At 53.4% G+C, this 23,310-nt stretch carries 23 protein-coding genes; 15 read left to right on the top strand and 8 right to left on the bottom strand.

Going from position 1 to position 23,310, the window contains the following annotated elements; genetic code table 11:
- Positions 1-6: 6 nt before the first annotated feature.
- From QUE34_RS12930 to QUE34_RS12920, 3 genes are all read right to left on the bottom strand, one after another.
- Positions 7-702 carry a CidB/LrgB family autolysis modulator gene (locus QUE34_RS12930; RefSeq protein ID WP_000968208.1) on the bottom strand — a complete coding sequence of 232 codons (696 nt, stop codon included), beginning with the start codon at positions 700-702 and terminating at the stop codon, positions 7-9.
- Positions 699-1,097, bottom strand: a complete 399-nt coding sequence (locus tag QUE34_RS12925; RefSeq protein ID WP_001353095.1) for a CidA/LrgA family protein — start codon at positions 1,095-1,097, stop codon at positions 699-701. Before QUE34_RS12925 ends, QUE34_RS12930 begins: the two co-directional genes overlap by 4 nt.
- A gap of 130 nt (positions 1,098-1,227) precedes the next feature.
- The gene (locus QUE34_RS12920; RefSeq protein ID WP_032303362.1) at positions 1,228-2,136 is read right to left on the bottom strand and encodes a LysR family transcriptional regulator; all 909 of its coding nucleotides are present in this window, start codon (positions 2,134-2,136) and stop codon (positions 1,228-1,230) included.
- 126 nt (positions 2,137-2,262) lie between these two features.
- On the opposite strand from QUE34_RS12920, the gene mhbT reads away from it, so the two are divergent.
- The 6 genes from mhbT to dusC all read left to right on the top strand — a co-directional run bounded on the left by mhbT (position 2,263) and on the right by dusC (position 8,346).
- Positions 2,263-3,621, top strand: coding sequence for a 3-hydroxybenzoate transporter MhbT (mhbT, locus tag QUE34_RS12915; RefSeq protein ID WP_032303361.1), 1,359 nt, complete (start codon positions 2,263-2,265; stop codon positions 3,619-3,621).
- Between the two features lie 11 nt (positions 3,622-3,632).
- On the top strand, positions 3,633-4,661 hold the full coding sequence (gene gtdA, locus QUE34_RS12910; protein WP_032303360.1) for a gentisate 1,2-dioxygenase: 1,029 nt from the start codon (positions 3,633-3,635) through the stop codon (positions 4,659-4,661).
- Positions 4,662-4,676: 15 nt separating this feature from the next.
- Positions 4,677-5,378 carry a fumarylacetoacetate hydrolase family protein gene (locus QUE34_RS12905; RefSeq protein WP_032303359.1) on the top strand — a complete coding sequence of 234 codons (702 nt, stop codon included), beginning with the start codon at positions 4,677-4,679 and terminating at the stop codon, positions 5,376-5,378.
- Positions 5,379-5,386: 8 nt separating this feature from the next.
- Entirely contained in the window at positions 5,387-6,031 is a 645-nt protein-coding gene (maiA, locus tag QUE34_RS12900) for a maleylacetoacetate isomerase (RefSeq protein ID WP_000781197.1), read from the top strand.
- A 14-nt stretch (positions 6,032-6,045) separates the two neighbouring features.
- The gene (locus QUE34_RS12895) at positions 6,046-7,239 is read left to right on the top strand and encodes a 3-hydroxybenzoate 6-monooxygenase (RefSeq protein WP_032303358.1); all 1,194 of its coding nucleotides are present in this window, start codon (positions 6,046-6,048) and stop codon (positions 7,237-7,239) included.
- 159 nt (positions 7,240-7,398) lie between these two features.
- On the top strand, positions 7,399-8,346 hold the full coding sequence (dusC, locus tag QUE34_RS12890; RefSeq protein ID WP_105268403.1) for a tRNA dihydrouridine(16) synthase DusC: 948 nt from the start codon (positions 7,399-7,401) through the stop codon (positions 8,344-8,346).
- Positions 8,347-8,718: 372 nt separating this feature from the next.
- Here the strand turns inward: dusC and yohP are convergent, their stop codons facing one another.
- The gene (gene yohP / locus QUE34_RS12885; RefSeq protein WP_000691708.1) at positions 8,719-8,802 is read right to left on the bottom strand and encodes a small membrane protein YohP; all 84 of its coding nucleotides are present in this window, start codon (positions 8,800-8,802) and stop codon (positions 8,719-8,721) included.
- A 223-nt stretch (positions 8,803-9,025) separates the two neighbouring features.
- Here yohP and mdtQ point away from each other — a divergent pair, with 223 nt between their 5' ends.
- Positions 9,026-10,462, top strand: a complete 1,437-nt coding sequence (gene mdtQ, locus QUE34_RS12880; protein WP_001078154.1) for a multidrug resistance outer membrane protein MdtQ — start codon at positions 9,026-9,028, stop codon at positions 10,460-10,462.
- Positions 10,463-10,514: 52 nt separating this feature from the next.
- Complete coding sequence (locus QUE34_RS12875; protein ID WP_045145348.1) at positions 10,515-11,276, top strand: SDR family oxidoreductase; 762 nt, start codon at positions 10,515-10,517, stop codon at positions 11,274-11,276.
- 129 nt (positions 11,277-11,405) lie between these two features.
- On the opposite strand, the gene QUE34_RS12870 is transcribed toward QUE34_RS12875, so the two are convergent.
- Positions 11,406-11,984, bottom strand: coding sequence for a DedA family protein (locus QUE34_RS12870; protein WP_001353099.1), 579 nt, complete (start codon positions 11,982-11,984; stop codon positions 11,406-11,408).
- A 169-nt stretch (positions 11,985-12,153) separates the two neighbouring features.
- Between QUE34_RS12870 and QUE34_RS12865 the strand changes: the two genes are divergently transcribed.
- Both QUE34_RS12865 and pbpG read left to right on the top strand, forming a co-directional pair.
- Positions 12,154-12,741, top strand: a complete 588-nt coding sequence (locus QUE34_RS12865; protein ID WP_001295454.1) for a Yip1 family protein — start codon at positions 12,154-12,156, stop codon at positions 12,739-12,741.
- A gap of 173 nt (positions 12,742-12,914) precedes the next feature.
- On the top strand, positions 12,915-13,847 hold the full coding sequence (gene pbpG, locus QUE34_RS12860; RefSeq protein ID WP_001319943.1) for a D-alanyl-D-alanine endopeptidase: 933 nt from the start codon (positions 12,915-12,917) through the stop codon (positions 13,845-13,847).
- A 192-nt stretch (positions 13,848-14,039) separates the two neighbouring features.
- Here pbpG and dld read toward each other — a convergent pair whose 3' ends face one another.
- The gene (gene dld / locus QUE34_RS12855; RefSeq protein WP_000097369.1) at positions 14,040-15,755 is read right to left on the bottom strand and encodes a D-lactate dehydrogenase; all 1,716 of its coding nucleotides are present in this window, start codon (positions 15,753-15,755) and stop codon (positions 14,040-14,042) included.
- Between the two features lie 195 nt (positions 15,756-15,950).
- Here dld and bglX point away from each other — a divergent pair, with 195 nt between their 5' ends.
- The 5 genes from bglX (at position 15,951) to yehW (ending at position 22,257) form a co-directional block, all read left to right on the top strand.
- Positions 15,951-18,248 (top strand): beta-glucosidase BglX, encoded by a 2,298-nt coding sequence (gene bglX, locus QUE34_RS12850; protein ID WP_000871488.1) that lies wholly within the window; start codon positions 15,951-15,953, stop codon positions 18,246-18,248.
- 272 nt (positions 18,249-18,520) lie between these two features.
- A complete protein-coding gene (gene osmF, locus QUE34_RS12845; protein WP_045145351.1) occupies positions 18,521-19,438 on the top strand; it encodes a glycine betaine ABC transporter substrate-binding protein OsmF in 918 nt (305 codons plus the stop codon).
- 6 nt (positions 19,439-19,444) lie between these two features.
- Complete coding sequence (gene yehY, locus QUE34_RS12840; protein WP_045145352.1) at positions 19,445-20,602, top strand: glycine betaine ABC transporter permease YehY; 1,158 nt, start codon at positions 19,445-19,447, stop codon at positions 20,600-20,602.
- Positions 20,595-21,521, top strand: coding sequence for a glycine betaine ABC transporter ATP binding protein YehX (gene yehX, locus QUE34_RS12835; RefSeq protein WP_045145353.1), 927 nt, complete (start codon positions 20,595-20,597; stop codon positions 21,519-21,521). Before yehY ends, yehX begins: the two co-directional genes overlap by 8 nt.
- 4 nt (positions 21,522-21,525) lie before the next feature.
- Positions 21,526-22,257 (top strand): glycine betaine ABC transporter permease YehW, encoded by a 732-nt coding sequence (gene yehW, locus QUE34_RS12830; protein WP_039020542.1) that lies wholly within the window; start codon positions 21,526-21,528, stop codon positions 22,255-22,257.
- On the opposite strand, the gene QUE34_RS12825 is transcribed toward yehW, so the two are convergent.
- Both QUE34_RS12825 and mlrA read right to left on the bottom strand, forming a co-directional pair.
- Entirely contained in the window at positions 22,238-22,345 is a 108-nt protein-coding gene (locus QUE34_RS12825; RefSeq protein WP_001216963.1) for a protein YohO, read from the bottom strand. The genes yehW and QUE34_RS12825 overlap by 20 nt on opposite strands.
- A 59-nt stretch (positions 22,346-22,404) precedes the next feature.
- Positions 22,405-23,136: an HTH-type transcriptional regulator MlrA gene (mlrA, locus tag QUE34_RS12820; protein ID WP_001240401.1), complete on the bottom strand. Its 732-nt coding sequence runs from the start codon at positions 23,134-23,136 to the stop codon at positions 22,405-22,407.
- Positions 23,137-23,310 lie beyond the last annotated feature (174 nt).

Genomic DNA, 23,310 nt, shown 5'->3' with positions numbered 1-23,310 from the left:
CAAATTTTAGCCCATTACTGCCAGAATAATCGGGAAAAGGAACGGTGCGATCAGCGAAGTAATAATCCCGCATAACACCAGCGCCAGCGAACTAAATGCACCTTCCTGATAATCCAGCTCAGCACAGCGTGCCGTACCGAGGGCGTGCGAGGCTGTCCCCATCGCCAGACCGCGCGCTGCTTTGGTGCGAATACGCATCGCATTAAGTAACGTATGACCAAACACTGCGCCCAGAATACCGACGAAAATCACGCAAACTGCGCTGATTGCCGGAATACCACCAATACTGCCGCCAACCGCCATTGCAATAGGCGTGGTGACTGATTTCGGCAGGATTGACGCGGCGATTTCCGGTGAAGCGCCCATCAACAATGCCACGGAAGTCCCCGTCACCATCGCAACCACGCTGCCGATAAAACAGATGGTGATGATCGATTTCCAGCGCGCGCGGATCTGGTGCAGCTGCTCATATAAAGGATAGGCCAGTGCGACAACCGCCGGTTGCAGCAGATCGTTTAGCACTTCGCTACCTTTAAAGTAGCTGTCGTAAGAGATGCCGGTCAGCATTAAAAAAGGAATGATCACCACCATTGCAACCAGCAATGGGTTAAGCAAGGGAAACTTATACCGCGCCGCCAGTTTGCGGGCGGCAAAAAAGACAATTAACGTTAGCGGCAATGACCACCAGATATTTGCCATCATTCTTCTGATCCTTTCTGACCTACGACTTTACGTTCACCGTGCACCAGTTGCGAACTCCAGCTCACCACCAGAAAAACCACCAGCGTACTGACTGCACAGGAAACCACTACCGGACCAAACTGTGCGCGGAGCAAATCAAAATATTGCATGACGCCTACGCCAATCGGCACAAACAATAGCGCCATATAGCGAATCAGTACGTAGCATCCCGGATTGACCCACTTTGCAGGAAGAATTTGCAAGGCCAGCAGGACAAACAAGATCAGCATCCCGATGATGCTGCCCGGAATGGTTACCGGTAGCAGGGAAGCAATGAAAATGCCTGCATACAGGCAGGCATAAATCAGGATAAAAGCGCGTAAATATTGCCAGATAATGTTCAGTGTCTTACTCATAATCAACACCCCAGATGAGATGGATTCATCATACAATTAATTCGTAAAACGTGCTACCGATCACATTAAGAATTCTCAGCATAGTTGAATTACAGGGAAGTAACATCGGGCGAGTGCCCAGTTCAGCACACTAATTCTGCTGTAAAAAGTGCAGAAACTGACTTAAAGCATAAGAAGGCGTTTCGTTATTACGCCAAAACACACCGACGCTGCCTTTCTGTTCAATCTTTGGCAGGTTGAGGATCACCAGTTGCCCCTGGCTGGCATAACGTTGCGCCAGGCGTAATGACAAAATAGAGATCATATTGCTGCTTTGTAACAGGTTGGTACTGACGTTCATCGACGCCGACTCAATCGTGTTTTCTGGCAGCATCACGCCGTGGTCTACCAGCGCATTATCAATGCTGATGCGGATGGGGGTACCTGTCGGCCAGACTATCCACCGCCAGTTAGCAAGATCATTCCAGCTGAGGGTGGCGTATTTCGCCAGTGGATGCTCAGGACGGGCGACAAAGCATACCGGCTCGGTGTAGAGCACGCGATAATTCAGCGGCAGCTGCAACGCGCGACCGCCAATTCGCCCAACCACCACATCGATAGAACCTGCCAACAGATCTTGCAGCAATGGGGTCATCACCTTCTCTTCGATATTCAGGTGTAGAGTTGGCATCTCCTTGAGCAAATGCAAAATCGCCTGGGATACGCAGTCAGTGGCGACGGGAGAACAGCCAATTTTCAGACTGCCGACCAGTCCACCTTGTTTAAAGCGAGCCAGTTCATATTGCGATCTTTCCATGTCATTGATTAACCGTTGGGCATGTTGCAATAACAATTTGCCGCCTTCAGTAGGACGAAGTCCTTTGCTGTGCCGCTCAAAAAGTGTGAGTTCGATCTCATCTTCGAGTTGTGACAACCATTTCGACAGCGCAGGCTGGGTGATATTCATCATCCGCGCGACATGGGTCAGATTGCCCTGTTCACCCAGCGCCACCAGCATTTGCAGGTGATGTAGTTTTAGTTTTTGCGCCCAGTTCGCCATTTGCCATAACCTCCAGGTTATCTCTCTGTCCGAAATGCCATTGTACATCTCATCTCTTTAATTACATTATCGCAACATACATAAAACAAAAGAAACATCTACCTTACCTGCACTGAGGCATTTACTATGACTCAACGACGTGATTTACAAGCACTGATCGATGCTGCTCCGGTCGGCAAGATGCAGTGGCGCGTTATCATCTGCTGTTTTCTGGTGGTAATGCTCGATGGTTTTGACACCGCGGCTATCGGATTTATCGCCCCTGATATTCGCACTCACTGGCAACTCACCGCAGGCGATCTCGCCCCGCTTTTTGGCGCGGGTCTGCTGGGATTAACCGCAGGCGCACTGCTTTGTGGCCCGTTGTCCGATCGCTTTGGTCGCAAGCGGGTGATTGAGCTGTGCGTCTTTTTGTTTGGCGCGTTAAGCCTCGCCTCGGCTTTCTCACCGGATCTGCAAACGCTGGTCTTCCTGCGCTTTCTCACCGGCCTGGGTCTGGGCGGCGCGATGCCGAACACCATCACCATGACCTCGGAATATCTGCCTGCCCGCCGCCGAGGCGCGCTGGTGACGCTGATGTTTTGCGGCTTTACGCTGGGTTCGGCGTTTGGCGGGATTGTCAGCGCACAGCTGGTGCCGGTGATTGGCTGGCACGGCATTCTGGTGTTGGGTGGCGTGTTACCGCTGATGCTGTTTGTCGCACTGCTGGTAGTTCTGCCGGAATCGCCACGCTGGCAGGTGCGCCGCCAGCTACCGCAGGCGGTGATTGCGAAAACCGTCAGCGCCATCACCCGCGAGCGTTATGTCGATACCCACTTTTATCTCATTGAATCAGCCTCCGTTACAAAAGGCAGCATTCGTCAACTGTTTATGGGACGTCAGTTACCCATCACGTTGATGTTGTGGGTAGTGTTCTTTATGAGCCTGCTGATTATTTACCTGCTCTCAAGCTGGATGCCGACGCTACTGAACCATCGCGGCATCGACCTGCAACACGCGTCCTGGGTCACCGCCGCGTTCCAGATTGGTGGTACGTTAGGCGCGCTGGCGCTGGGCGTGCTGATGGATAAGTTCAATCCTTTCCGCGTGCTGGCGCTGAGCTATGCCGTAGGCGCTGTATGCATCGTGATGATTGGCTTAAGCCAGGATGGATTATGGCTGATGGCGCTGGCGATTTTCGGCACCGGCATTGGCATTAGCGGATCTCAGGTGGGGTTGAACGCGTTGACCGCAACGCTCTACCCAACGCAAAGCCGCGCCACGGGCGTGAGCTGGTCAAACGCCGTAGGCCGCTGCGGCGCGATTGTCGGCTCGCTTTCTGGCGGCCTGATGATGGCGATGAATTTCTCTTTCGACACCCTGTTTTTCATTATCGCTGTGCCCGCGGCGATCAGTGCGGTGATGTTAAGCCTGCTGATCACCGTGGTTCGCCAGTCGACCTCTGTCCCTGACTCACTGCCTCGCGCAGGCATTGTGAACGAATAAGGAGCATCCTAATGACTGATAACAATCAAAAAAGCCGCGAGCAATTTTATCAGCATATTTCCGGGCAAAACCTGACCCCGCTGTGGGAGTCACTGCACCACCTGGTGCCGAAAACGCCCAACGCCAACTGTGCGCCAGCGTACTGGAATTATCAGGAGATCCGCCCGCTGCTGCTGGAGAGCGGCAGCCTGATTGGCGCGAAAGAAGCTGTGCGTCGTGTGCTGGTACTGGAAAACCCGGCGCTGCGCGGGCAGTCTTCCATCACCGCGACTTTGTATGCTGGTTTGCAACTGATCATGCCGGGCGAAGTGGCACCGAGTCATCGTCATAACCAATCGGCGCTGCGTTTTATTGTTGAAGGCAAAGGGGCATTTACCGCCGTTGATGGCGAACGCACGCCAATGAATGAGGGCGATTTTATCCTGACCCCACAATGGCGCTGGCACGATCACGGTAACCCTGGCGACGAACCGGTTATCTGGCTCGATGGGCTGGATCTGCCATTAGTGAACACTCTGGGCTGCGGTTTTGCCGAAGATTACCCGGAAGAGCAACAACCGGTAACGCGTAAAGAGGGCGATTATCTGCCACGTTACGCTGCCAATATGTTGCCGCTGCGCCATCAGACCGGGAACTCCTCACCCATCTTTAACTACCGTTATGACCGTAGCCGCGAAGTGCTGCACGATTTAACCCGCCTGGGCGATGCCGATGAGTGGGATGGCTACAAAATGCGCTACGTCAACCCGGTCACCGGCGGCTATCCGATGCCGTCGATGGGCGCTTTCCTGCAACTGCTGCCGAAAGGGTTCGCCTCACGCGTGGCGCGTACTACTGACAGCACCATCTATCACGTGGTGGAAGGCGACGGGCAGGTCACTATCGGCAATGAAACCTTCAGCTTTAGTGCAAAAGATCTCTTTGTGGTGCCGACCTGGCACGGCGTGTCGTTCCAGACCACGCAAGATACCGTTTTATTCAGTTTTTCGGACAGACCGGTACAAGAAGCCCTGGGGCTGTTCCGCGAAGCGCGTTATTAATTTGGGAGAGAGAAAATGACTCAATATGTATTCGAACCACAAGCGCCCGTTACCGTACCGGTTGTTGGCGGTGATGAACAATTCCCCGTGCGCCGCGTTTACTGCGTCGGGCGTAACTATGCCGCCCACGCCCGCGAAATGGGCTTTGATCCGGATCGTGAACCCCCCTTCTTCTTCTGCAAACCAGCAGATGCCGTTGTTCCGGTCGCCGCTGGCGAAACGCTGGCGCTGCCGTATCCGGCGCAGACCGATAACTATCATTACGAAATTGAACTGGTGGTGGCGATTGGTAAAAAGGGCAGCGATATCCCACTGGAAAAGGCCCATGAATATGTCTGGGGTTATGCCACAGGCCTTGATATGACGCGCCGGGACCGTCAAATGGAAATGCGTCAGATGGGCCGCCCGTGGGAAATCGGCAAAGCATTTGATCTCTCGGCCCCCATCGCACCGCTGCACAAAGCCAGCGAAACCGGCGGTATTGATAACGCACCAATCTGGTTACAGGTAAACGGTGAAGATCACCAGCGCAGCGATATTCGTCATCTCATCTGGTCAGTGAATGAAACCATCAGCTACCTGTCAGGCTTCTTTGAACTGCAACCGGGCGATCTGATCTTCACTGGTACGCCAGAAGGGGTGGGCCCGGTAGTGAAAGGTGATGTGATCACGGGCAACGTCGAGGGCTTAACCCCTATCGCGGTGAAGATTGTCTGAGGTGCATGATGAAGCTGTACAGTTTTTTTAATAGTTCAGCATCGTACCGGGTACGCATTGCGCTGGCGCTGAAAGGCATTAATTACCAGACCGAAGGGGTGAATATCCGTATTGGTCAGCAAAATGAACTGGCCTATCGGCGGATGAATCCTGTCGGGCTGGTGCCGACGCTGCTGACTGACGAGGGCGAGTCACTCGGTCAGTCGCTGGCGATTATTGACTGGCTGGATCGTCACTACCCGCAAGTTCCGCTGGTGCCGCAGGAAGAACCGGCCCGCAACAAGGTGCTGGAAATTGTCTATGCCATCGCTTGTGATATTCATCCATTGAATAACCTGCGCGTGCTGCGCTACCTGACCGAAGAGCTGAACGTCAGTGAAGAAGAGAAAAAACGCTGGTATGCGCACTGGATCCAGCAAGGGTTAAGCGCGGTGGAACAGCTACTGCGCCAGAGCCAGTCGGGGCAATTTTGTGTGGGTGAGACGCCGACGCTGGCAGACTGCTGCCTTGTTCCGCAGTGGGCGAACGCGCTACGTATGAACTGCGATCTGAGTGGATATCCGCGCTGCAAAGCGGTGTACGACGCCTGCACACAACTGCCAGCGTTCATTGCCGCAGCGCCAGAAAATCAACAAGATAAAATTTCAGCCTGACCAGGAGAACCATAATGACTAAAGTGACACGCGCAGTAATTGTGGGAGGCGGGATCGGCGGTGCGGCAACTGCGCTGTCACTGGCCCGCCAGGGGATCAAAGTGGTGCTGCTGGAAAAGGCGCATGAGATCGGTGAGATCGGCGCAGGCATCCAGTTGGGGCCAAACGCGTTTTCGGCGTTGGATAGTCTTGGTGTTGGCGAAATCGCCCGCCAGCGCGCGGTGTTTACCGATCACATCACCATGATGGATGCGGTGAACGCCGAAGAAGTGGTGCGTATTGAAACCGGGCAGGCCTTTCGTGACCATTTCGGCGGCCCTTACGCGGTGATCCATCGCGTTGATATTCATGCCTCGGTATGGGAAGCGGTACTGACGCATCCGGACGTGGAGTATCACACCTCCACAAACGTCGTTGATATTCGCGAGACGCCGGACGATGTCACCGTTTTCGACGATCGAGGTAATAGCTGGAGCGGCGATATTTTGATTGGCTGTGATGGCGTGAAGTCAGTGGTGCGCCAGAGCTTATTAGGCGATGCGCCGCGCGTCACCGGTCATGTGGTCTACCGTGCGGTTATCGATTGTGCGGATATGCCGGAAGATTTACGTATTAATGCGCCGGTATTGTGGGCGGGTCCGCACTGTCACCTGGTGCATTATCCTTTGCGCGGCGGCAAGCAGTATAACCTGGTGGTGACATTCCACAGTCGCCACCAGGAAGAGTGGGGCGTGAAGGATGGCAGTAAAGAGGAAGTGCTCTCTTACTTTGAAGGGATTCACCCCCGTCCGCGCCAGATGCTGGATAAACCGACTTCATGGCGACGCTGGTCAACCGCTGACCGTGAACCGGTGGCGAAGTGGGGAACGAAGCGCATAACGCTTGTGGGCGATGCGGCTCATCCGGTGGCGCAATATATGGCACAAGGTGCCTGTATGGCGCTGGAAGATGCAGTAACGCTGGGTAAGGCGCTGGCGCAGTGTGAGGGTGATGCGGCGCAAGCTTTTGCGCTGTATGAGTCGGTACGTATTCCGCGTACCGCGCGCATCGTCTGGTCGACCCGTGAAATGGGGCGGGTTTATCACGCCGCAGGGGTAGAACGTCAGGTACGTAATCTGCTGTGGAAAGGGAAATCGCAGGCAGAGTTTTATCGCGGCATGGAGTGGCTGTACGGCTGGAAAGAAGATAACTGTCTGCAACCACGCTGAGTACTTCTTACCCAATCAGGTGCACGGACGGTCCCCTCGCCCCTTTGGGGAGAGGGTTAGGGTGAGGGGAAAAATCTTGCCCGAATTAATCAGTAAGTCAGTTTGTCTGCAAACACCAGAGGCGCTAACATAGCGCCTCATTTTTTTGCGGGTGATGATATGCGTGTGTTACTGGCACCGATGGAGGGTGTACTCGACTCTCTGGTGCGTGAATTGCTGACCGAAGTTAACGACTACGATCTGTGCATCACCGAGTTTGTCCGCGTGGTGGATCAACTGCTGCCGGTAAAAGTTTTTCATCGCATTTGCCCGGAGCTACAAAACGCCAGCCGAACGCCATCCGGTACGCTGGTGCGCGTGCAATTGCTGGGGCAGTTCCCACAATGGCTGGCAGAGAACGCCGCCCGTGCGGTGGAGTTAGGTTCCTGGGGTGTGGATCTTAATTGCGGCTGTCCGTCGAAAACGGTTAACGGTAGCGGCGGCGGGGCGACACTACTCAAAGATCCTGAACTCATCTACCAGGGTGCAAAAGCGATGCGTGAAGTTGTACCGGCGCATTTGCCCGTCAGTGTGAAAGTGCGTCTGGGCTGGGACAGCGGTGAGAAGAAATTTGAAATCGCCGATGCGGTTCAACAGGCTGGCGCTACGGAGTTGGTGGTGCATGGGCGGACAAAAGAGCAGGGGTACCGCGCGGAGCATATTGACTGGCAGGCGATTGGCGAGATTCGCCAACGGCTGAATATTCCGGTGATTGCCAACGGTGAAATCTGGGACTGGCAGAGCGCGCAACAGTGTATGGCGATCAGCGGCTGTGACGCGGTGATGATTGGTCGCGGAGCGTTCAATATTCCCAATCTGAGCCGAGTGGTAAAATATAACGAACCGCGAATGCCGTGGCCGGAGGTGGTTGCTTTGCTACAAAAATATACCCGTCTGGAAAAGCAGGGCGATACTGGGTTATATCACGTTGCGCGGATTAAACAGTGGTTGAGTTATTTGCGTAAAGAATACGATGAAGCAACGGAATTATTTCAGCATGTTCGGGTGTTGAATAATTCCCTTGATATTGCAAGGGCTATTCAGACCATTGATATCGAGAAACTCTAAGAAACCATAGTGATGTTTTTTGACAATGTGTTAGCTCTTTATCAATAGGCCGCACGGTTGTTTGGTGGCGTCAAAATCGCCGAGGCGTTCCCTGAAGGCCGGGGCAGCCCACATGGATGTGGGCTGAGGGCGCGTTTTACAGGGATGTTACCTCGCGCCCGACCCGGTAGCCGTAAGGGATAAGCCGAGGGCACCGCGCAGCGGCGATTTTGTTCGCCAGAGCCCGGGGGTGCAGGGGGCGGCGGCGACTGGTCGCCCCCTGCGCGCTCCTTGCGCTAGTGATTATATGAAGCAATGCACATGACAGGAGCGCAACAGGATGAGAGACTGAAATATTCTCGTTATTTTCGGATCTGATGACGTTAATTAATTTTAAAATATCATCTTAAATACGCCAGTCACCACCAGTAGTCCAATCAGGAAAATAATCAATACAGCCCAGAGTATAATTTTCATTGGCGTTCCTTTATTTGTGAGTGTCGAATAAGTATAGGAAAAAACGAAGCCCTTTGCCGTTACTCATAAGTGATTAAGATAAATCGGAGAATATCATTCACTTACTGTATATTTTTCTGAATATGTCGTTTTATTGCCACTGATGTATTGCCACGCGAAACTAAAAAATATATTGCATCACACGGTAATCTCCGCGCACCTTTTCTTACCTGACTATTCCTCCATGAATCGTGATTCCTTTTACCCAGCCATCGCCTGTTTTCCTCTGTTACTGATGCTGGCCGGGTGTGCGCCTATGCATGAAACCCGCCAGGCGTTAAGCCAGCAAACACCCGCTGCGCAAGTTGACACCGCATTACCTACGGCGCTGAAAAATGGTTGGCCAGACAGCCAATGGTGGCTGGAGTATCACGATAATCAACTCACTTCATTAATTAACTATGCACTGCAGAACGCACCGGATATGCAGGTGGCTGAACAGCGCATTCAGCTGGCTGAAGCCCAGGCGAAGGCAGTTGCCACTCAGGATGGCCCTCAGATCGATTTTTCTGCGGATATGGAGCGGCAAAAAATGTCGGCAGAAGGGCTAATGGGGCCGTTTGCTCTGAACGATCCTGCCGCAGGTACGACCGGTCCGTGGTACACCAACGGTACTTTTGGCTTAACGGCGGGCTGGCATCTCGATATCTGGGGAAAGAATCGGGCGGAGGTAACTGCTCGCCTGGGTACGGTTAAAGCACGAGCGGCGGAACGCGAGCAAACCCGCCAATTGCTGGCTGGCAGCGTTGCCCGCCTTTACTGGGAGTGGCAAACCCAGGCAGCGTTAAACACTGTTTTGCAGCAAATCGAAAAAGAGCAGAACACCATTATCGCGACCGATCGCCAGCTATATCAGAACGGGATTACTTCTTCAGTTGAAGGTGTGGAAACCGATATTAATGCCAGCAAGACCCGGCAGCAGCTCAACGATGTCGTGGGAAAAATGAAAATTATTGAGGCACGGTTAAGCGCACTTACAAATCACCAGATAAAGTCATTGAAGCTTAAACCGGTTGAGTTGCCGAAAGTGGCAAGTCAGCTTCCTGATGAACTGGGGTATTCATTGCTGGCACGGCGGGCAGATTTGCAGGCAGCGCATTGGTACGTTGAGTCATCGTTAAGCACCATTGATGCGGCAAAAGCGGCATTTTACCCTGACATCAACCTGATGGCCTTCCTGCAACAGGATGCGTTGCACTTAAGCGATTTGTTCCGTCATTCCGCGCAGCAAATGGGCGTTACGGCAGGCCTGACGCTACCCATTTTCGATAGTGGTCGTCTTAACGCCAACCTCGATATTGCAAAAGCCGAAAGCAACTTGTCTATCGCCAGCTACAACAAAGCGGTGGTTGAAGCGGTGAATGACGTGGCGCGGGCAGCCAGTCAGGTTCAGACGCTGGCGGAGAAAAACCAGCATCAGGCGCAAATTGAGCGCGATGCCTTGCGTGTGGTAGGTCTTGCGCAGGCCCGCTTTAACGCGGGTATCATTGCTGGTTCCCGCGTCAGCGAAGCCAGGATCCCGGCGCTGCGTGAGCGGGCCAATGGCCTGTTATTGCAAGGGCAGTGGCTGGATGCCTCCATTCAACTCACTGGTGCGTTGGGCGGGGGGTACAAACGCTGATGATATACGCCTTCTATACTTAACGTTTATTCAGCGTTAAGTGGAGAACTCGATGGTACAGGTCGCGATTATTACCGCTTCCGATTCGGGGATCGGCAAAGAGTGCGCGTTATTACTGGCGCAGCAGGGTTTTGATATTGGTATTACCTGGCACTCAGATGAAGAAGGGGCAAAAGATACCGCGCGTGAGGTGGTTAGCCACGGCGTACGTGCGGAGATGGTGCAGCTCGATCTCGGTAAACTGCCAGAGGGGGCACTGGCGCTGGAGAAACTTATTCAACGGCTGGGGCGCATCGATGTACTCGTGAATAATGCGGGCACAATGACCAAAGCGCCGTTTCTTGATATGGCTTTCGATGAGTGGCGCAAGATTTTTACCGTTGATGTTGATGGTGCATTTTTATGCTCGCAAATTGCGGCCCGCCAGATGGTGAAACAAGGGCAGGGCGGTCGCATCATCAACATTACGTCGGTACATGAGCATACGCCGCTGCCGGATGCCAGCGCCTATACAGCTGCTAAACATGCACTCGGTGGGCTAACCAAAGCGATGGCGCTTGAGCTGGTCAGGTATAAGATTTTGGTGAATGCAGTCGCGCCTGGGGCTATCGCCACACCAATGAATGGCATGGATGACGGCGACGTGAAGCCCGACGCGGAGCCTTCGATTCCCCTGCGGCGTTTCGGCGCAACGCATGAGATTGCCAGCCTGGTGGCGTGGTTATGCTCTGAAGGCGCAAATTACACCACCGGGCAGTCGTTAATTGTCGATGGTGGCTTTATGCTGGCGAATCCGCAGTTCAACCCAGAATAGCACAGTGAGGTGCGTGGTTATTTCAATGGGTAATATTTGGTAGGCATGATAAGACGTGCAAGCGTCGCATCAGGCATGGTGCGACGGATGTCGGATGCGGCGCAAACCGCCTTATCCGAGGCAATGGTTTTACGCCTGATCATCCGGCTTTTTCTTCCCGCGCCGTTTCAGCCACCAGCGCACGCCAACCACCAGAACCACGACCAGAATCAACCAGACCCAGTGCTTCAAATGCTGGTCGAGATTGTGCAACCACGGCGCAATCACCTGACCACCAGCATAACCGATAGTGGTAAAAATCAACGCCCAGGCAAATGCGCCGAGAATATTCAGCGGCAGAAAGATTTTCGGCGGCAGCTGGCTGGCACCAATCAGCGTCGGGCCAATGACCCGAAAGCCATACATAAAACGCGTACCAATGACAAACAGATACGGATGGCGCTGGATAAGTTTCTGCGCCCGCTCAATTTTATCCTGATGTTTCGAGAAACGGCGTAATAGCTTGCCGCCAAAGCGCCGCCCGCACAGATAAAGCACCTGGTCGCCAATCATGCCGCCAAGCGCCACAGAAAGTACCACCAGCGGGAACTTTAATAACCCCTGATGTGCCGCAACGCCTCCCAGCAACGTCACGGTTTCACCTTCCGCCAGACTTCCGAGCACCAGCGCAGCATAACCATATTGTGAGATGAGTGTATTGAGATCCATAGGCCCGTCTGTCTCCCTTTGGTTGCTTGTAAGCATACACCCTGTGAATCATTCACGCTGAAAAAGGACGCTCATCAGACGGTGCAAATTCTATGAATGCACAAAAAATAATCACAAGCTGACTTATACTTGAACTGTCAGGTTCATGAACTCACAACAAGGGGGCGGTATGAGCCATGTCTGGGGACTGTTTTCCCATCCCGATCGTGAAATGCAGGTGATTAATCGCGAAAACGAAACGATTTCTCACCATTACACCCACCACGTTTTGCTGATGGCGGCGATTCCGGTGATTTGCGCCTTCATTGGCACCACACAAATTGGCTGGAATTTTGGCGATGGCACCATCCTGAAGTTATCCTGGTTTACCGGACTGGCGCTGGCCGTCTTGTTTTATGGCGTTATGCTGGCTGGGGTCGCGGTGATGGGGCGGGTCATCTGGTGGATGGCGCGCAATTATCCGCAGCGTCCGTCACTTGCGCACTGCATGGTCTTTGCGGGCTACGTTGCAACTCCGCTGTTTTTAAGCGGTCTGGTGGCGCTTTATCCGCTGGTCTGGTTGTGTGCGCTGGTCGGCACGGTGGCGCTGTTTTACACCGGCTACCTGCTTTATCTCGGTATTCCGAGCTTCCTGAATATCAACAAAGAGGAAGGCCTTAGCTTCTCCAGTTCGACGCTGGCGATTGGCGTGCTGGTACTGGAAGTGCTGCTCGCCCTTACCGTTATACTATGGGGCTACGGTTATCGTTTGTTCTAGCAAGTTCTTTTGCGTTGCATTGCTGGCGTAAATGTCAGCAATGCAGCATTTCCTCACGATTCTCCTTTGACGATCGCACTTTTTGCTCGTTATGATGGCGTTGCTAGCCTCAGTAAATCCTTACTCCGGCGGTGCGCAACCTGTGCGCGTGAACCACTATCTGAATGCTCATCATGCCGAAATTTCGAGTTTCTTTATTTAGCCTGGCCCTGATGCTGGCTGTGCCTTTTGCACCGCAGGCCGTTGCGAAAACGGCAGCCGCTACCACCGCTTCACAGCCGGAAATTGCCTCCGGTAGCGCGATGATTGTTGATCTGAATACCAACAAAGTGATCTATTCGAACCACCCGGATTTGGTGCGTCCGATTGCGTCTATCAGTAAATTAATGACCGCGATGGTTGTGCTGGATGCACGATTGCCGCTGGATGAAAAACTGAAAGTGGATATCAGCCAGACGCCGGAGATGAAAGGGGTCTATTCGCGCGTACGACTGAACAGCGAAATCAGCCGTAAAGATATGCTGTTGCTGGCGCTGATGTCTTCAGAAAACCGCGCGGCGGCAAGCCTTGCGCACCATTATCCCGGTGGTTACAAAGCCTTTATTAAGGCGATGAATGCGAAAGCGAAATCGCTCGGAATGAACAACACGCGCTTTGTTGAACCGACCGGATTGTCGGTGCATAACGTTTCAACTGCCCGTGACTTAACCAAACTGCTCATTGCCAGCAAACAATATCCGTTGATTGGTCAGTTAAGTACTACCAGGGAAGATATGGCAACCTTCTCTAACCCGACGTATACGCTGCCGTTCCGCAATACTAACCATCTGGTGTATCGCGATAACTGGAATATTCAGTTAACCAAAACGGGCTTTACCAATGCGGCGGGCCATTGTCTGGTGATGCGTACGGTTATCAATAATAAACCGGTAGCGTTGGTGGTGATGGACGCGTTTGGCAAATATACCCATTTTGCCGATGCCAGCCGCCTGCGTACCTGGATTGAAACCGGTAAAGTGATGCCTGTTCCGGCAGCAGCGTTGAGCTATAAAAAACAAAAAGCCGCCCAGATGGCGGCGGCGGGGCAGACGGCACAGAACGATTAAGGGTAGGCAGGATAAGGCGTTTACGCCGCATCAGGCATTCGGAGCACAATGCCTGATGCGATGCTTGCGCATCTTATCAGGCCTACAAACGTGACGCGTCCGTAGGCAGGATAAGGCGTTCACGCCGCATCCGGCATTCGGTGCACGATGCCTGATGCGATGCTTCTATTTGCATCAGGCATCCAGCCGTATTTACTCCACTTCCTGCCAGTTTTTCCGCTTACTGGTTTTACCGATCCCCGGATTCATGCTGTTGGTCGGATCGTTCTCGCGATAGAACTTCTGCAACGTCTCCGGTGCTTTATACAAATGACCGACGTTATGCTCGGCAGGGTATTGCGCGCCGCGCTGCTGTAGCAGTTCCAGCATCTGTTCTTTCAACGCATGCACATCCACGCCTTTTTTAACGATGTAATCCTGATGGAAGACATAGCACATAAAATGGCCGTAATAGAGCTTGTGCACCAACTGACTGTCGATCTCCGGCGGTAAATGCTCATACCACTCGGTGTCGTTACGCCGCAGAGCGATATCCAGCGCCAGAATGTCTTCGACTTCATCGGAATGCACCGCCTGATAACGAATTGCTGCGCCCGCAGCGGCGAAACGGTGTAAAAACGCTTTGCTGCCTTCCTCCGGCGTACAGACAAAGAAATCGCCCTCGGCCTGTTTGAAATAATCCACCAGCCACGATTTTGCTTCACCGACGCCATCGCCCGCCATTTTTAACAGCAGATGATGTTCATATTTATCGCGCCAGTTTTTCATGCGCGGCGGTAAATGGCTGGGGAACAGGTGACCGAATTTTTGCATCGCACGGTCGGTAAAATGCGGACGGAAGAATTTCACTTTCTCCAGCATCGCATCGGTGCGTCCCTTGAGATTAAAGAAGAACGGCATCTTGTCGGTGCCTAACTTATCAATCATCAGGAAGGTGTCTTTGCCGTATTTTTCCGCAATATCGTAGATATCCCGGTGCATATATTCCCCGGCAACCGGCAGATTTTCGAAATTAGCCAGAATATGACGGCGGATTTCGGTCAGTACTTCCGGCTGGTTGGTGCCGATATAAAACACCTGCTGATTTTTTTCTGCTTCGAAGGTATCAAGACGTACCGCAAAGACGGCCAGTTTACCGGCGCAACCGGAGGATTCAAACAGGCGATCCGGGTCGGCGTTATAACGTGCTGGTGTGTCGGCTTCAATATCACGAACGCGGTGGACATAGTCATAATCGTGGGCGTGACGACCATCGTGGCGCACATCGTCATCTTTGATGCGATCGTCATCCAGCTTGCTAAGGATCTGCTCCGGCGTTTCGCCGAGATCAATCCCCAGATGGTTCACCAGCGTCAGTTTGCCGTCTTCATTTATACGCGCGAATAACGACATTTCGGTATACGCCGGGCCACGCTGTACCAGCGAGCCGCCGGAGTTGTTACAAATACCGCCGATGACTGATGCGCCTATACACGATGATCCAATCACTGAGTGCGGTTCGCGTCCCAGCGGTTTGAGAGCTTTTTCCAGCGAATAGAGTGTGGTGCCAGGATATGCCAGCACCTGTTCGCCCTTGCCGAGAACATGTAGTTTGTCGAGACGCAGGGTGCTGATGATCACGATATCGCGATCATAGTCGTTACCGTTTGGCGTCGAGCCTTCGGTCAGGCCGGTATTAGCGGCTTGCATCAGAATAATTTTGTCGGCGGTGACGCAGGCTTTCAGCACCCGCCACAATTCCAGTAGTGAGCCAGGGAAAACGACAGCCAGCGCGTCGCCCTGACCAGAACGGAAGCCCTTGCGATAGCGGGCCGTTTTTGCGGGATCGGTGAGCAGGTGTGAATGACCGACCAGACGGGCAAGTTCATTCAAAAAGGCTTTATTATCAGTTGTTGTCATGGAAGACATTTTCCACTCCTTGTGGTGGCGAAAAAATATCACAAACTAGCATAGCGCCTTGTATGACAATTCAGCGAGTGAATATTTTGAAAATTCAGACAATAAACTGAGCATTCTTTTTCTCTCTCCATCATGCTTATGGCAAACTACGGTTTTTGCACCATTTTCGCTGCCTCGTCGGGCAACAGAGGAAGAATAATCCATATGAAATGGCTATGTTCAGTAGGTATCGCGGTGAGTCTGGCCCTGCAACCAGCACTGGCGGATGATTTATTCGGTAACCATCCATTAACGCCTGAAGCGCGTGATGCGTTCGTCACCGAACTGCTCAAGAAAATGACAGTTGATGAGAAAATTGGTCAGCTGCGCTTAATCAGCGTCGGCCCGGATAACCCGAAAGAGGCGATCCGCGAGATGATCAAAGACGGGCAGGTTGGAGCGATTTTCAACACCGTAACCCGTCAGGATATCCGCGCCATGCAGGATCAGGTGATGGAACTGAGCCGCCTGAAAATTCCTCTTTTCTTTGCTTACGACGTGCTGCACGGTCAGCGCACGGTGTTCCCGATTAGCCTCGGTCTGGCCTCGTCTTTTAACCTCGATGCGGTGAAAACGGTCGGGCGTGTCTCTGCTTATGAAGCCGCAGATGATGGCCTGAACATGACCTGGGCACCGATGGTCGATGTCTCGCGCGATCCGCGCTGGGGACGTGCTTCCGAAGGTTTTGGGGAAGATACGTATCTCACTTCGATTATGGGTAAGACTATGGTGGAAGCGATGCAGGGTAAAAGCCCGGCAGATCGCTACTCGGTGATGACCAGCGTCAAACACTTTGCCGCTTACGGCGCGGTAGAAGGTGGTAAAGAGTACAACACCGTCGATATGAGTCCGCAGCGCCTGTTTAACGACTATATGCCGCCGTACAAAGCGGGGCTGGATGCAGGCAGCGGCGCGGTGATGGTGGCGCTGAACTCGCTGAACGGCACGCCAGCCACCTCCGACTCTTGGCTGCTGAAAGATGTTCTGCGCGACCAGTGGGGCTTTAAAGGCATCACCGTTTCCGATCACGGCGCAATCAAAGAGCTGATTAAACATGGCACGGCGGCAGACCCGGAAGATGCGGTGCGCGTGGCACTGAAATCCGGCATCAACATGAGTATGAGCGACGAGTATTACTCGAAGTATCTGCCTGGGTTGATCAAATCCGGCAAAGTGACGATGGAAGAGCTGGATGACGCTGCCCGTCATGTACTGAACGTGAAATATGATATGGGGTTGTTTAACGACCCGTACAGCCATCTCGGTCCGAAAGAGTCTGACCCGGTGGATACCAATGCCGAAAGCCGCCTGCACCGCAAAGAAGCGCGTGAAGTGGCACGCGAAAGCCTGGTGTTGCTGAAAAACCGTCTCGAAACGTTACCGCTGAAAAAATCAGCCACCATTGCGGTGGTTGGGCCACTGGCGGACAGCAAACGTGACGTGATGGGCAGCTGGTCCGCAGCCGGTGTTGCCGATCAATCCGTGACCGTACTGACCGGGATTAAAAATGCCGTCGGTGAAAACGGTAAAGTGCTGTACGCCAAAGGGGCGAACGTTACCAGTGACAAAGGCATTATCGATTTCCTGAATCAGTATGAAGAGGCGGTCAAAGTCGATCCGCGTTCGCCCCAAGAGATGATTGATGAAGCGGTGCAAACCGCAAAACAATCTGATGTGGTGGTGGCTGTGGTCGGTGAAGCTCAGGGGATGGCGCACGAGGCTTCCAGCCGTACCGATATTACTATTCCACAAAGCCAACGTGACTTGATTGCGGCGCTGAAAGCCACCGGTAAACCGCTGGTGCTGGTGCTGATGAACGGACGTCCACTGGCGCTGGTGAAAGAAGATCAGCAGGCTGATGCGATTCTGGAAACCTGGTTTGCGGGGACTGAAGGCGGTAATGCGATTGCCGATGTGTTGTTTGGCGATTACAACCCGTCGGGCAAGCTGCCGATGTCCTTCCCGCGTTCTGTCGGGCAGATCCCGGTGTACTACAGCCATCTGAATACCGGTCGGCCGTATAATGCCGACAAGCCGAACAAATACACTTCGCGTTATTTTGATGAAGCTAACGGGGCGCTGTATCCGTTCGGCTATGGTCTGAGCTATACCACCTTCACCGTCTCTGATGTGAAACTTTCTGCGCCGACCATGAAGCGTGACGGCAAAGTGACCGCCAGTGTGCAGGTGACGAACACCGGTAAGCGCGAAGGGGCGACGGTAGTGCAGATGTACTTGCAGGATGTGACCGCTTCCATGAGTCGTCCGGTGAAGCAACTGAAAGGCTTTGAGAAAATCACCCTGAAACCGGGCGAAACTCAGACCGTCAGCTTCCCGATCGATATTGAGGCGCTGAAGTTCTGGAATCAACAGATGAAATATGACGCCGAGCCTGGCAAGTTCAATGTCTTCATCGGCACCGATTCCGCGCGCGTTAAGAAAGGCGAGTTTGAATTGCTGTAATGCTTTAGTCAGGGCGCGACGTCTGCGCCCTTTGCCTGATGCGTTGCGCTTATCAGGCCTTCAGGGGTTTTTAACCTCTTGAATTTTCGCTGTTTGTAGGCTGGATAAGGCGTTTACGCCGCATCCGGCAAGAAACGACGGGCAAAATATGCCCTTTAAGTATTTATCTGATTCTGCAACTGAATCCTTCCGCTCAGGCTAACCCCGCCATTATCAACTATGCTTTTCTCTTAATTCGCTGAAAACAACAGTAAAAGAATGAGGAAAGCATCATGCCACTCTCAAAGCTCTGGGCAGGTTCACTGGTTTTGTTGGCAGCCGTGAGCCTGCCGCTACAGGCGGCTTCCCCCGTTAAAGTCGGTTCGAAAATCGATACCGAAGGCGCGCTACTCGGCAACATTATTTTGCAAGTGCTGGAAAGCCACGGCGTACCGACGGTGAATAAAGTCCAGTTGGGAACCACGCCGGTGGTGCGCGGGGCGATTACTTCCGGTGAACTGGATATCTATCCGGAATATACCGGCAATGGCGCGTTTTTCTTTAAAGATGAAAACGATGCGGCGTGGAAAAATGCCGGGCAAGGCTACGAGAAAGTCAAAAAGCTCGATGCAGAACAAAACAAGTTAATCTGGCTGACGCCTGCGCCTGCAAATAACACCTGGACCATCGCCGTGCGTCAGGATGTTGCAGAGAAAAACAAACTCACTTCGCTTGCCGACCTGAGTCGTTATCTGAAAGACGGTGGCACCTTCAAACTGGCGGCCTCAGCAGAGTTTATCGAACGCGCCGATGCCTTACCCGCTTTTGAAAAAGCCTATGGCTTTAAGCTCAGTCAGGATCAGTTGCTGTCACTGGCCGGTGGCGACACTGCGGTGACAATCAAAGCTGCTGCCCAGCAAACATCCGGCGTTAATGCGGCGATGGCTTACGGCACTGACGGCCCGGTCGCGGCGCTGGGGCTGCAAACCTTAAGCGATCCGCAAGGCGTGCAACCTATCTACGCGCCTGCACCAGTGGTGCGTGAATCGGTGTTGAAGGAGTATCCGCAAATGGCACAGTGGCTACAGCCAGTCTTCGCCAGCCTCGATGCAAAAACATTGCAGCAACTGAATGCCAGCATTGCTGTGGAAGGTCTGGATGCCAAAAAAGTGGCTGCCGACTACCTGAAACAAAAAGGGTGGACGAAGTAATTTCCCGTGACTTATTTCCGTATTAATCCTGTTCTGGCGCTGCTGCTGTTGCTGACGGCAATCGCAGCGGCGCTGCCGTTTATCAGTTACGCGCCTAATCGTTTAGTCTCTGGTGAGGGGCGTCATCTCTGGCAGTTGTGGCCGCAAACGATCTGGATGCTGGTGGGCGTATGTTGCGCCTGGCTGACAGCCTGTTTTATTCCCGGTAGAAAAGGCAGCATTTTTGCACTCATCCTGGCGCAACTCGTCTTCGTGTTGCTGGTATGGGGGGCAGGAAAGGCGGCGACACAACTGGCGCAAAATGGCAGTGCGCTGGCGCGTACCAGCCTCGGCAGTGGTTTCTGGCTGGCTGCGGCGCTGGCACTGCTGGCCTGTAGCGATGCCATCCGCCGAATTTCCACGCATCCGCTGTGGCGCTGGTTGTTGCATATGCAGATTGCCATCATTCCGCTGTGGTTGCTGTACTCCGGCACGCTTAACGATCTTTCGCTAATGAAAGAATACGCCAACCGTCAGGATGTGTTTAATGACGCGCTGGCGCAACATCTGACGTTGCTGTTTGGTGCGGTGCTGCCTGCGTTAGTGATTGGTGTGCCGCTGGGCGTCTGGTGCTACTTTTCCACTGCGCGGCAGGGGGCGATTTTTTCTCTGCTGAATGTCATTCAGACCGTGCCTTCGGTGGCGCTCTTTGGCCTGTTGATTGCGCCGCTTGCCGCGCTGGTTACGGCCTTTCCGTGGCTGGGTAAGCTCGGCATAGCAGGAACCGGAATGACACCCGCACTGATTGCGCTGGTGCTCTATGCCTTGCTGCCGCTGGTGCGCGGTGTGGTAGTCGGCTTGAACCAGATCCCGCGCGATGTGCTGGAGAGCGCCAGAGCGATGGGCATGAGCGGGGCGCAGCGATTCCTGCATGTTCAGTTACCGCTGGCGTTACCGGTATTTCTGCGCAGCCTGCGGGTGGTGATGGTGCAAACCGTCGGCATGGCGGTGATTGCGGCGTTAATCGGCGCAGGCGGTTTTGGTGCGCTGGTTTTCCAGGGGCTGCTAAGCAGTGCCATTGATTTAGTGTTGCTGGGGGTGATCCCGGTAATTGTTCTGGCGGTGCTGATCGACGCGCTGTTCGATTTGCTTATCGCACTGCTGAAGGTGAAACGTAATGATTGAATTTAGCCATGTCAGCAAACTGTTCGGCACACAAAAAGCCGTTAACGATCTCAATCTCAATTTTCAGGAGGGGAGTTTTTCGGTGCTGATTGGTACATCAGGCTCCGGTAAATCCACCACTCTGAAAATGATTAACCGCCTGGTGGAGCATGACAGTGGCGTGATCCGCTTTGCCGGAGAAGAAATTCGCTCGCTGCCAGTGCTGGAGTTACGCCGCCGGATGGGCTATGCCATTCAATCTATTGGCCTGTTTCCCCACTGGAGCGTGGCGCAAAACATTGCTACTGTGCCGCAATTACAAAAATGGCCTCGGGCGCGGATCGACGACCGTATTGACGAATTAATGGCGCTACTGGGGCTGGAGCCAAATTTGCGTGAGCGTTATCCGCATCAGCTTTCCGGCGGTCAGCAGCAACGTGTGGGAGTGGCGCGCGCACTGGCTGCCGATCCGCAAGTCTTATTGATGGATGAACCCTTTGGCGCACTGGACCCGGTAACGCGCGGCGCGTTGCAACAAGAGATGACGCGTATTCACCGTTTGTTGGGGCGTACCATTGTGCTGGTCACTCATGATATTGATGAGGCGCTACGGCTGGCAGAACATCTGGTATTGATGGATCACGGTGAAGTGGTGCAGCAGGGCAATCCGCTGACGATGCTGACTCGTCCGGCGAATGATTTCGTCCGCCAGTTTTTTGGGCATAGTGAACTGGGGGTCCGCCTGCTTTCGTTACGTAGCGTGGCGGATTACGTGCGTCGCGAAGAACGGGCAGAAGGTGAGGCACTGGCAGAAGAGATGACGCTACGCGATGCGCTCTCCCTGTTTGTCGCGCGGGGTTGTGAAGTGCTGCCGGTGGTGAACACGCAGGGCGAGCCTTGCGGCACGCTGCATTTTCAGGATCTGCTGGTGGAGGCGTAAGCGTATGAAGATGTTGCGCGATCCGCTGTTCTGGCTCATTGCTTTGTTTGTGGCACTGATTTTCTGGCTGCCTTACAGCCAGCCGCTGTTTTCTGCCTTGTTCCCACAACTGCCACGCCCCGTTTATCAGCAAGAAAGTTTTGCTGCTCTGGCACTGGCTCATTTCTGGCTGGTGGGAATTTCGAGTTTGTTTGCGGTGATCATTGGCACAGGTGCCGGAATTATTGTTACTCGCCCGTGGGGCGCGGAATTTCGCCCACTGGTGGAAACTATTGCCGCCGTTGGGCAGACTTTTCCGCCCGTTGCGGTGCTGGCGATTGCCGTTCCGGTGATTGGGTTTGGTCTGCAACCCGCGATTATCGCCTTGATCCTGTACGGTGTGCTGCCCGTCCTGCAGGCGACACTTGCCGGGCTGGGAGCGATTGATGCCAGCGTGACAGAAGTTGCTAAGGGTATGGGAATGAGCCGTGGACAGCAACTGCGTAAGGTCGAGCTACCGCTGGCGGCTCCGGTGATTCTGGCGGGTGTGCGAACTTCGGTGATTATCAACATTGGTACGGCGACGATCGCCTCAACGGTAGGGGCCAGCACGCTGGGTACGCCCATCATCATCGGGCTTAGCGGATTTAATACCGCGTATGTGATCCAGGGGGCGTTACTGGTGGCACTGGCGGCGATCATCGCAGACCGCCTGTTTGAAAGGCTGGTGCAGGCGCTTAGCCAGCACGCAAAATAAAGGTATAACCTGCGAGCATGACGCCACCAATTCCGCCTAACGCCATAAAAAGGAACAGGGCGATGACCCCAATTTTAGCTATGCGCATAATGCACTCCTTATGTTAACGAAAGGATTGTACAGTAAAGCGCATTTGTTAACGAATCATTAAATGCCGAGTGGGAAAATATCATGGCCTTGTTCCTGCCAACTGGTAAGTTGCTGCTGTTGGGCAGAGGTTCGATTTTCACCGCACCACACCAGCAATGTACGGCCTTCGAACAGTTCAGGGCGTAGTTGATTGAGCGAGTGGGCGAGGACATCAATGCGCCATCCTTGTTGACTGGCAATCCAGCCCTCTAGCCACAGACGGGTGGTATCCTGAATATTCCAGCCAACCACCAGCGCATCTTTACCTTGTTTTTTACGTGCCGAAGCCAGACAAATGGCGATGTAGTTGATCAGTACGCCGTCGAGGATCGCCAGCAGCGCCTGGAGAGTCGGTTGTTGGCACTGAAGTCGTCGGCGCAGAGGAATAAACAGGTGCGTGGTGAGTGTCTGGGCGGGGTAATCCTGACCGCGCTCTTTGATCCACGTTCGCAGGCTATGCAGATTGCCGCTTTGCAGGTAAGTCAGTAATGTTTCTTGCTGATCGCGCCAGCCGTTCTGCACATCAACATTTTCATTACTGAGCAGCATTTTAACTTTGCTGACCTGCACGCCGTTGTCGATCCAGCGTTTGATCTCGCGGATCCGGTCAATATCGGCATCATTGAACAGCCGATGACCGCCGTCTGTCCGTTGCGGTTTCAGCAATCCGTAACGCCTCTGCCACGCGCGTAACGTGACAGGGTTAATATCACAAAGCAACGCCACTTCACCAATTGTGTAAAGCGCCATCGTCTCACCCTTGCTCGCGAGGTCCCAGTTTAACTTTAGACGCAGTTTTGCGAACCAGGTAGTTTTGCCCGTTTTTTGTTCATCTATAGGGTGATTTTATTTTTGCCAGGCGATTTTGAGTGATCGTACTCACGAATTCTCATTTTTCTGCAAGAGTTCAAAGAAAGTTAAACG

It is taken from the genome of Escherichia sp. KS167_9B (genome assembly GCF_030295215.1).
GTDB classification, from domain to species: Bacteria; Pseudomonadota; Gammaproteobacteria; order Enterobacterales; family Enterobacteriaceae; genus Escherichia; species Escherichia coli_F.
The sequence above is the reverse complement of the archived record's forward strand: the minus strand, read 5'-3'. Positions and strand labels throughout refer to the sequence as shown.

Bases quoted from the DNA above. Each gene is read 5' to 3' on its own strand.
- QUE34_RS12870 (WP_001353099.1), bottom strand. From the start codon at position 11,984: ATGGATCTCAATACACTCATCTCACAATATGGTTATGCTGCGCTGGTG.
- QUE34_RS12930 (WP_000968208.1), bottom strand. From the start codon at position 702: ATGATGGCAAATATCTGGTGGTCATTGCCGCTAACGTTAATTGTCTTT.
- yohP (WP_000691708.1), bottom strand. From the start codon at position 8,802: ATGAAAATTATACTCTGGGCTGTATTGATTATTTTCCTGATTGGACTA.
- dld (WP_000097369.1), bottom strand. From the start codon at position 15,755: ATGTCTTCCATGACAACAACTGATAATAAAGCCTTTTTGAATGAACTT.
- yehW (WP_039020542.1), top strand. From the start codon at position 21,526: ATGAAGATGTTGCGCGATCCGCTGTTCTGGCTCATTGCTTTGTTTGTG.
- yehX (WP_045145353.1), top strand. From the start codon at position 20,595: ATGATTGAATTTAGCCATGTCAGCAAACTGTTCGGCACACAAAAAGCC.
- QUE34_RS12865 (WP_001295454.1), top strand. From the start codon at position 12,154: ATGAGCCATGTCTGGGGACTGTTTTCCCATCCCGATCGTGAAATGCAG.
- QUE34_RS12920 (WP_032303362.1), bottom strand. From the start codon at position 2,136: ATGGCGAACTGGGCGCAAAAACTAAAACTACATCACCTGCAAATGCTG.
- mdtQ (WP_001078154.1), top strand. From the start codon at position 9,026: ATGAATCGTGATTCCTTTTACCCAGCCATCGCCTGTTTTCCTCTGTTA.
- osmF (WP_045145351.1), top strand. From the start codon at position 18,521: ATGCCACTCTCAAAGCTCTGGGCAGGTTCACTGGTTTTGTTGGCAGCC.
- QUE34_RS12905 (WP_032303359.1), top strand. From the start codon at position 4,677: ATGACTCAATATGTATTCGAACCACAAGCGCCCGTTACCGTACCGGTT.
- QUE34_RS12895 (WP_032303358.1), top strand. From the start codon at position 6,046: ATGACTAAAGTGACACGCGCAGTAATTGTGGGAGGCGGGATCGGCGGT.
- pbpG (WP_001319943.1), top strand. From the start codon at position 12,915: ATGCCGAAATTTCGAGTTTCTTTATTTAGCCTGGCCCTGATGCTGGCT.
- QUE34_RS12825 (WP_001216963.1), bottom strand. From the start codon at position 22,345: ATGCGCATAGCTAAAATTGGGGTCATCGCCCTGTTCCTTTTTATGGCG.
- dusC (WP_105268403.1), top strand. From the start codon at position 7,399: ATGCGTGTGTTACTGGCACCGATGGAGGGTGTACTCGACTCTCTGGTG.
- QUE34_RS12875 (WP_045145348.1), top strand. From the start codon at position 10,515: ATGGTACAGGTCGCGATTATTACCGCTTCCGATTCGGGGATCGGCAAA.
- bglX (WP_000871488.1), top strand. From the start codon at position 15,951: ATGAAATGGCTATGTTCAGTAGGTATCGCGGTGAGTCTGGCCCTGCAA.
- maiA (WP_000781197.1), top strand. From the start codon at position 5,387: ATGAAGCTGTACAGTTTTTTTAATAGTTCAGCATCGTACCGGGTACGC.
- mhbT (WP_032303361.1), top strand. From the start codon at position 2,263: ATGACTCAACGACGTGATTTACAAGCACTGATCGATGCTGCTCCGGTC.
- mlrA (WP_001240401.1), bottom strand. From the start codon at position 23,136: ATGGCGCTTTACACAATTGGTGAAGTGGCGTTGCTTTGTGATATTAAC.
- QUE34_RS12925 (WP_001353095.1), bottom strand. From the start codon at position 1,097: ATGAGTAAGACACTGAACATTATCTGGCAATATTTACGCGCTTTTATC.
- gtdA (WP_032303360.1), top strand. From the start codon at position 3,633: ATGACTGATAACAATCAAAAAAGCCGCGAGCAATTTTATCAGCATATT.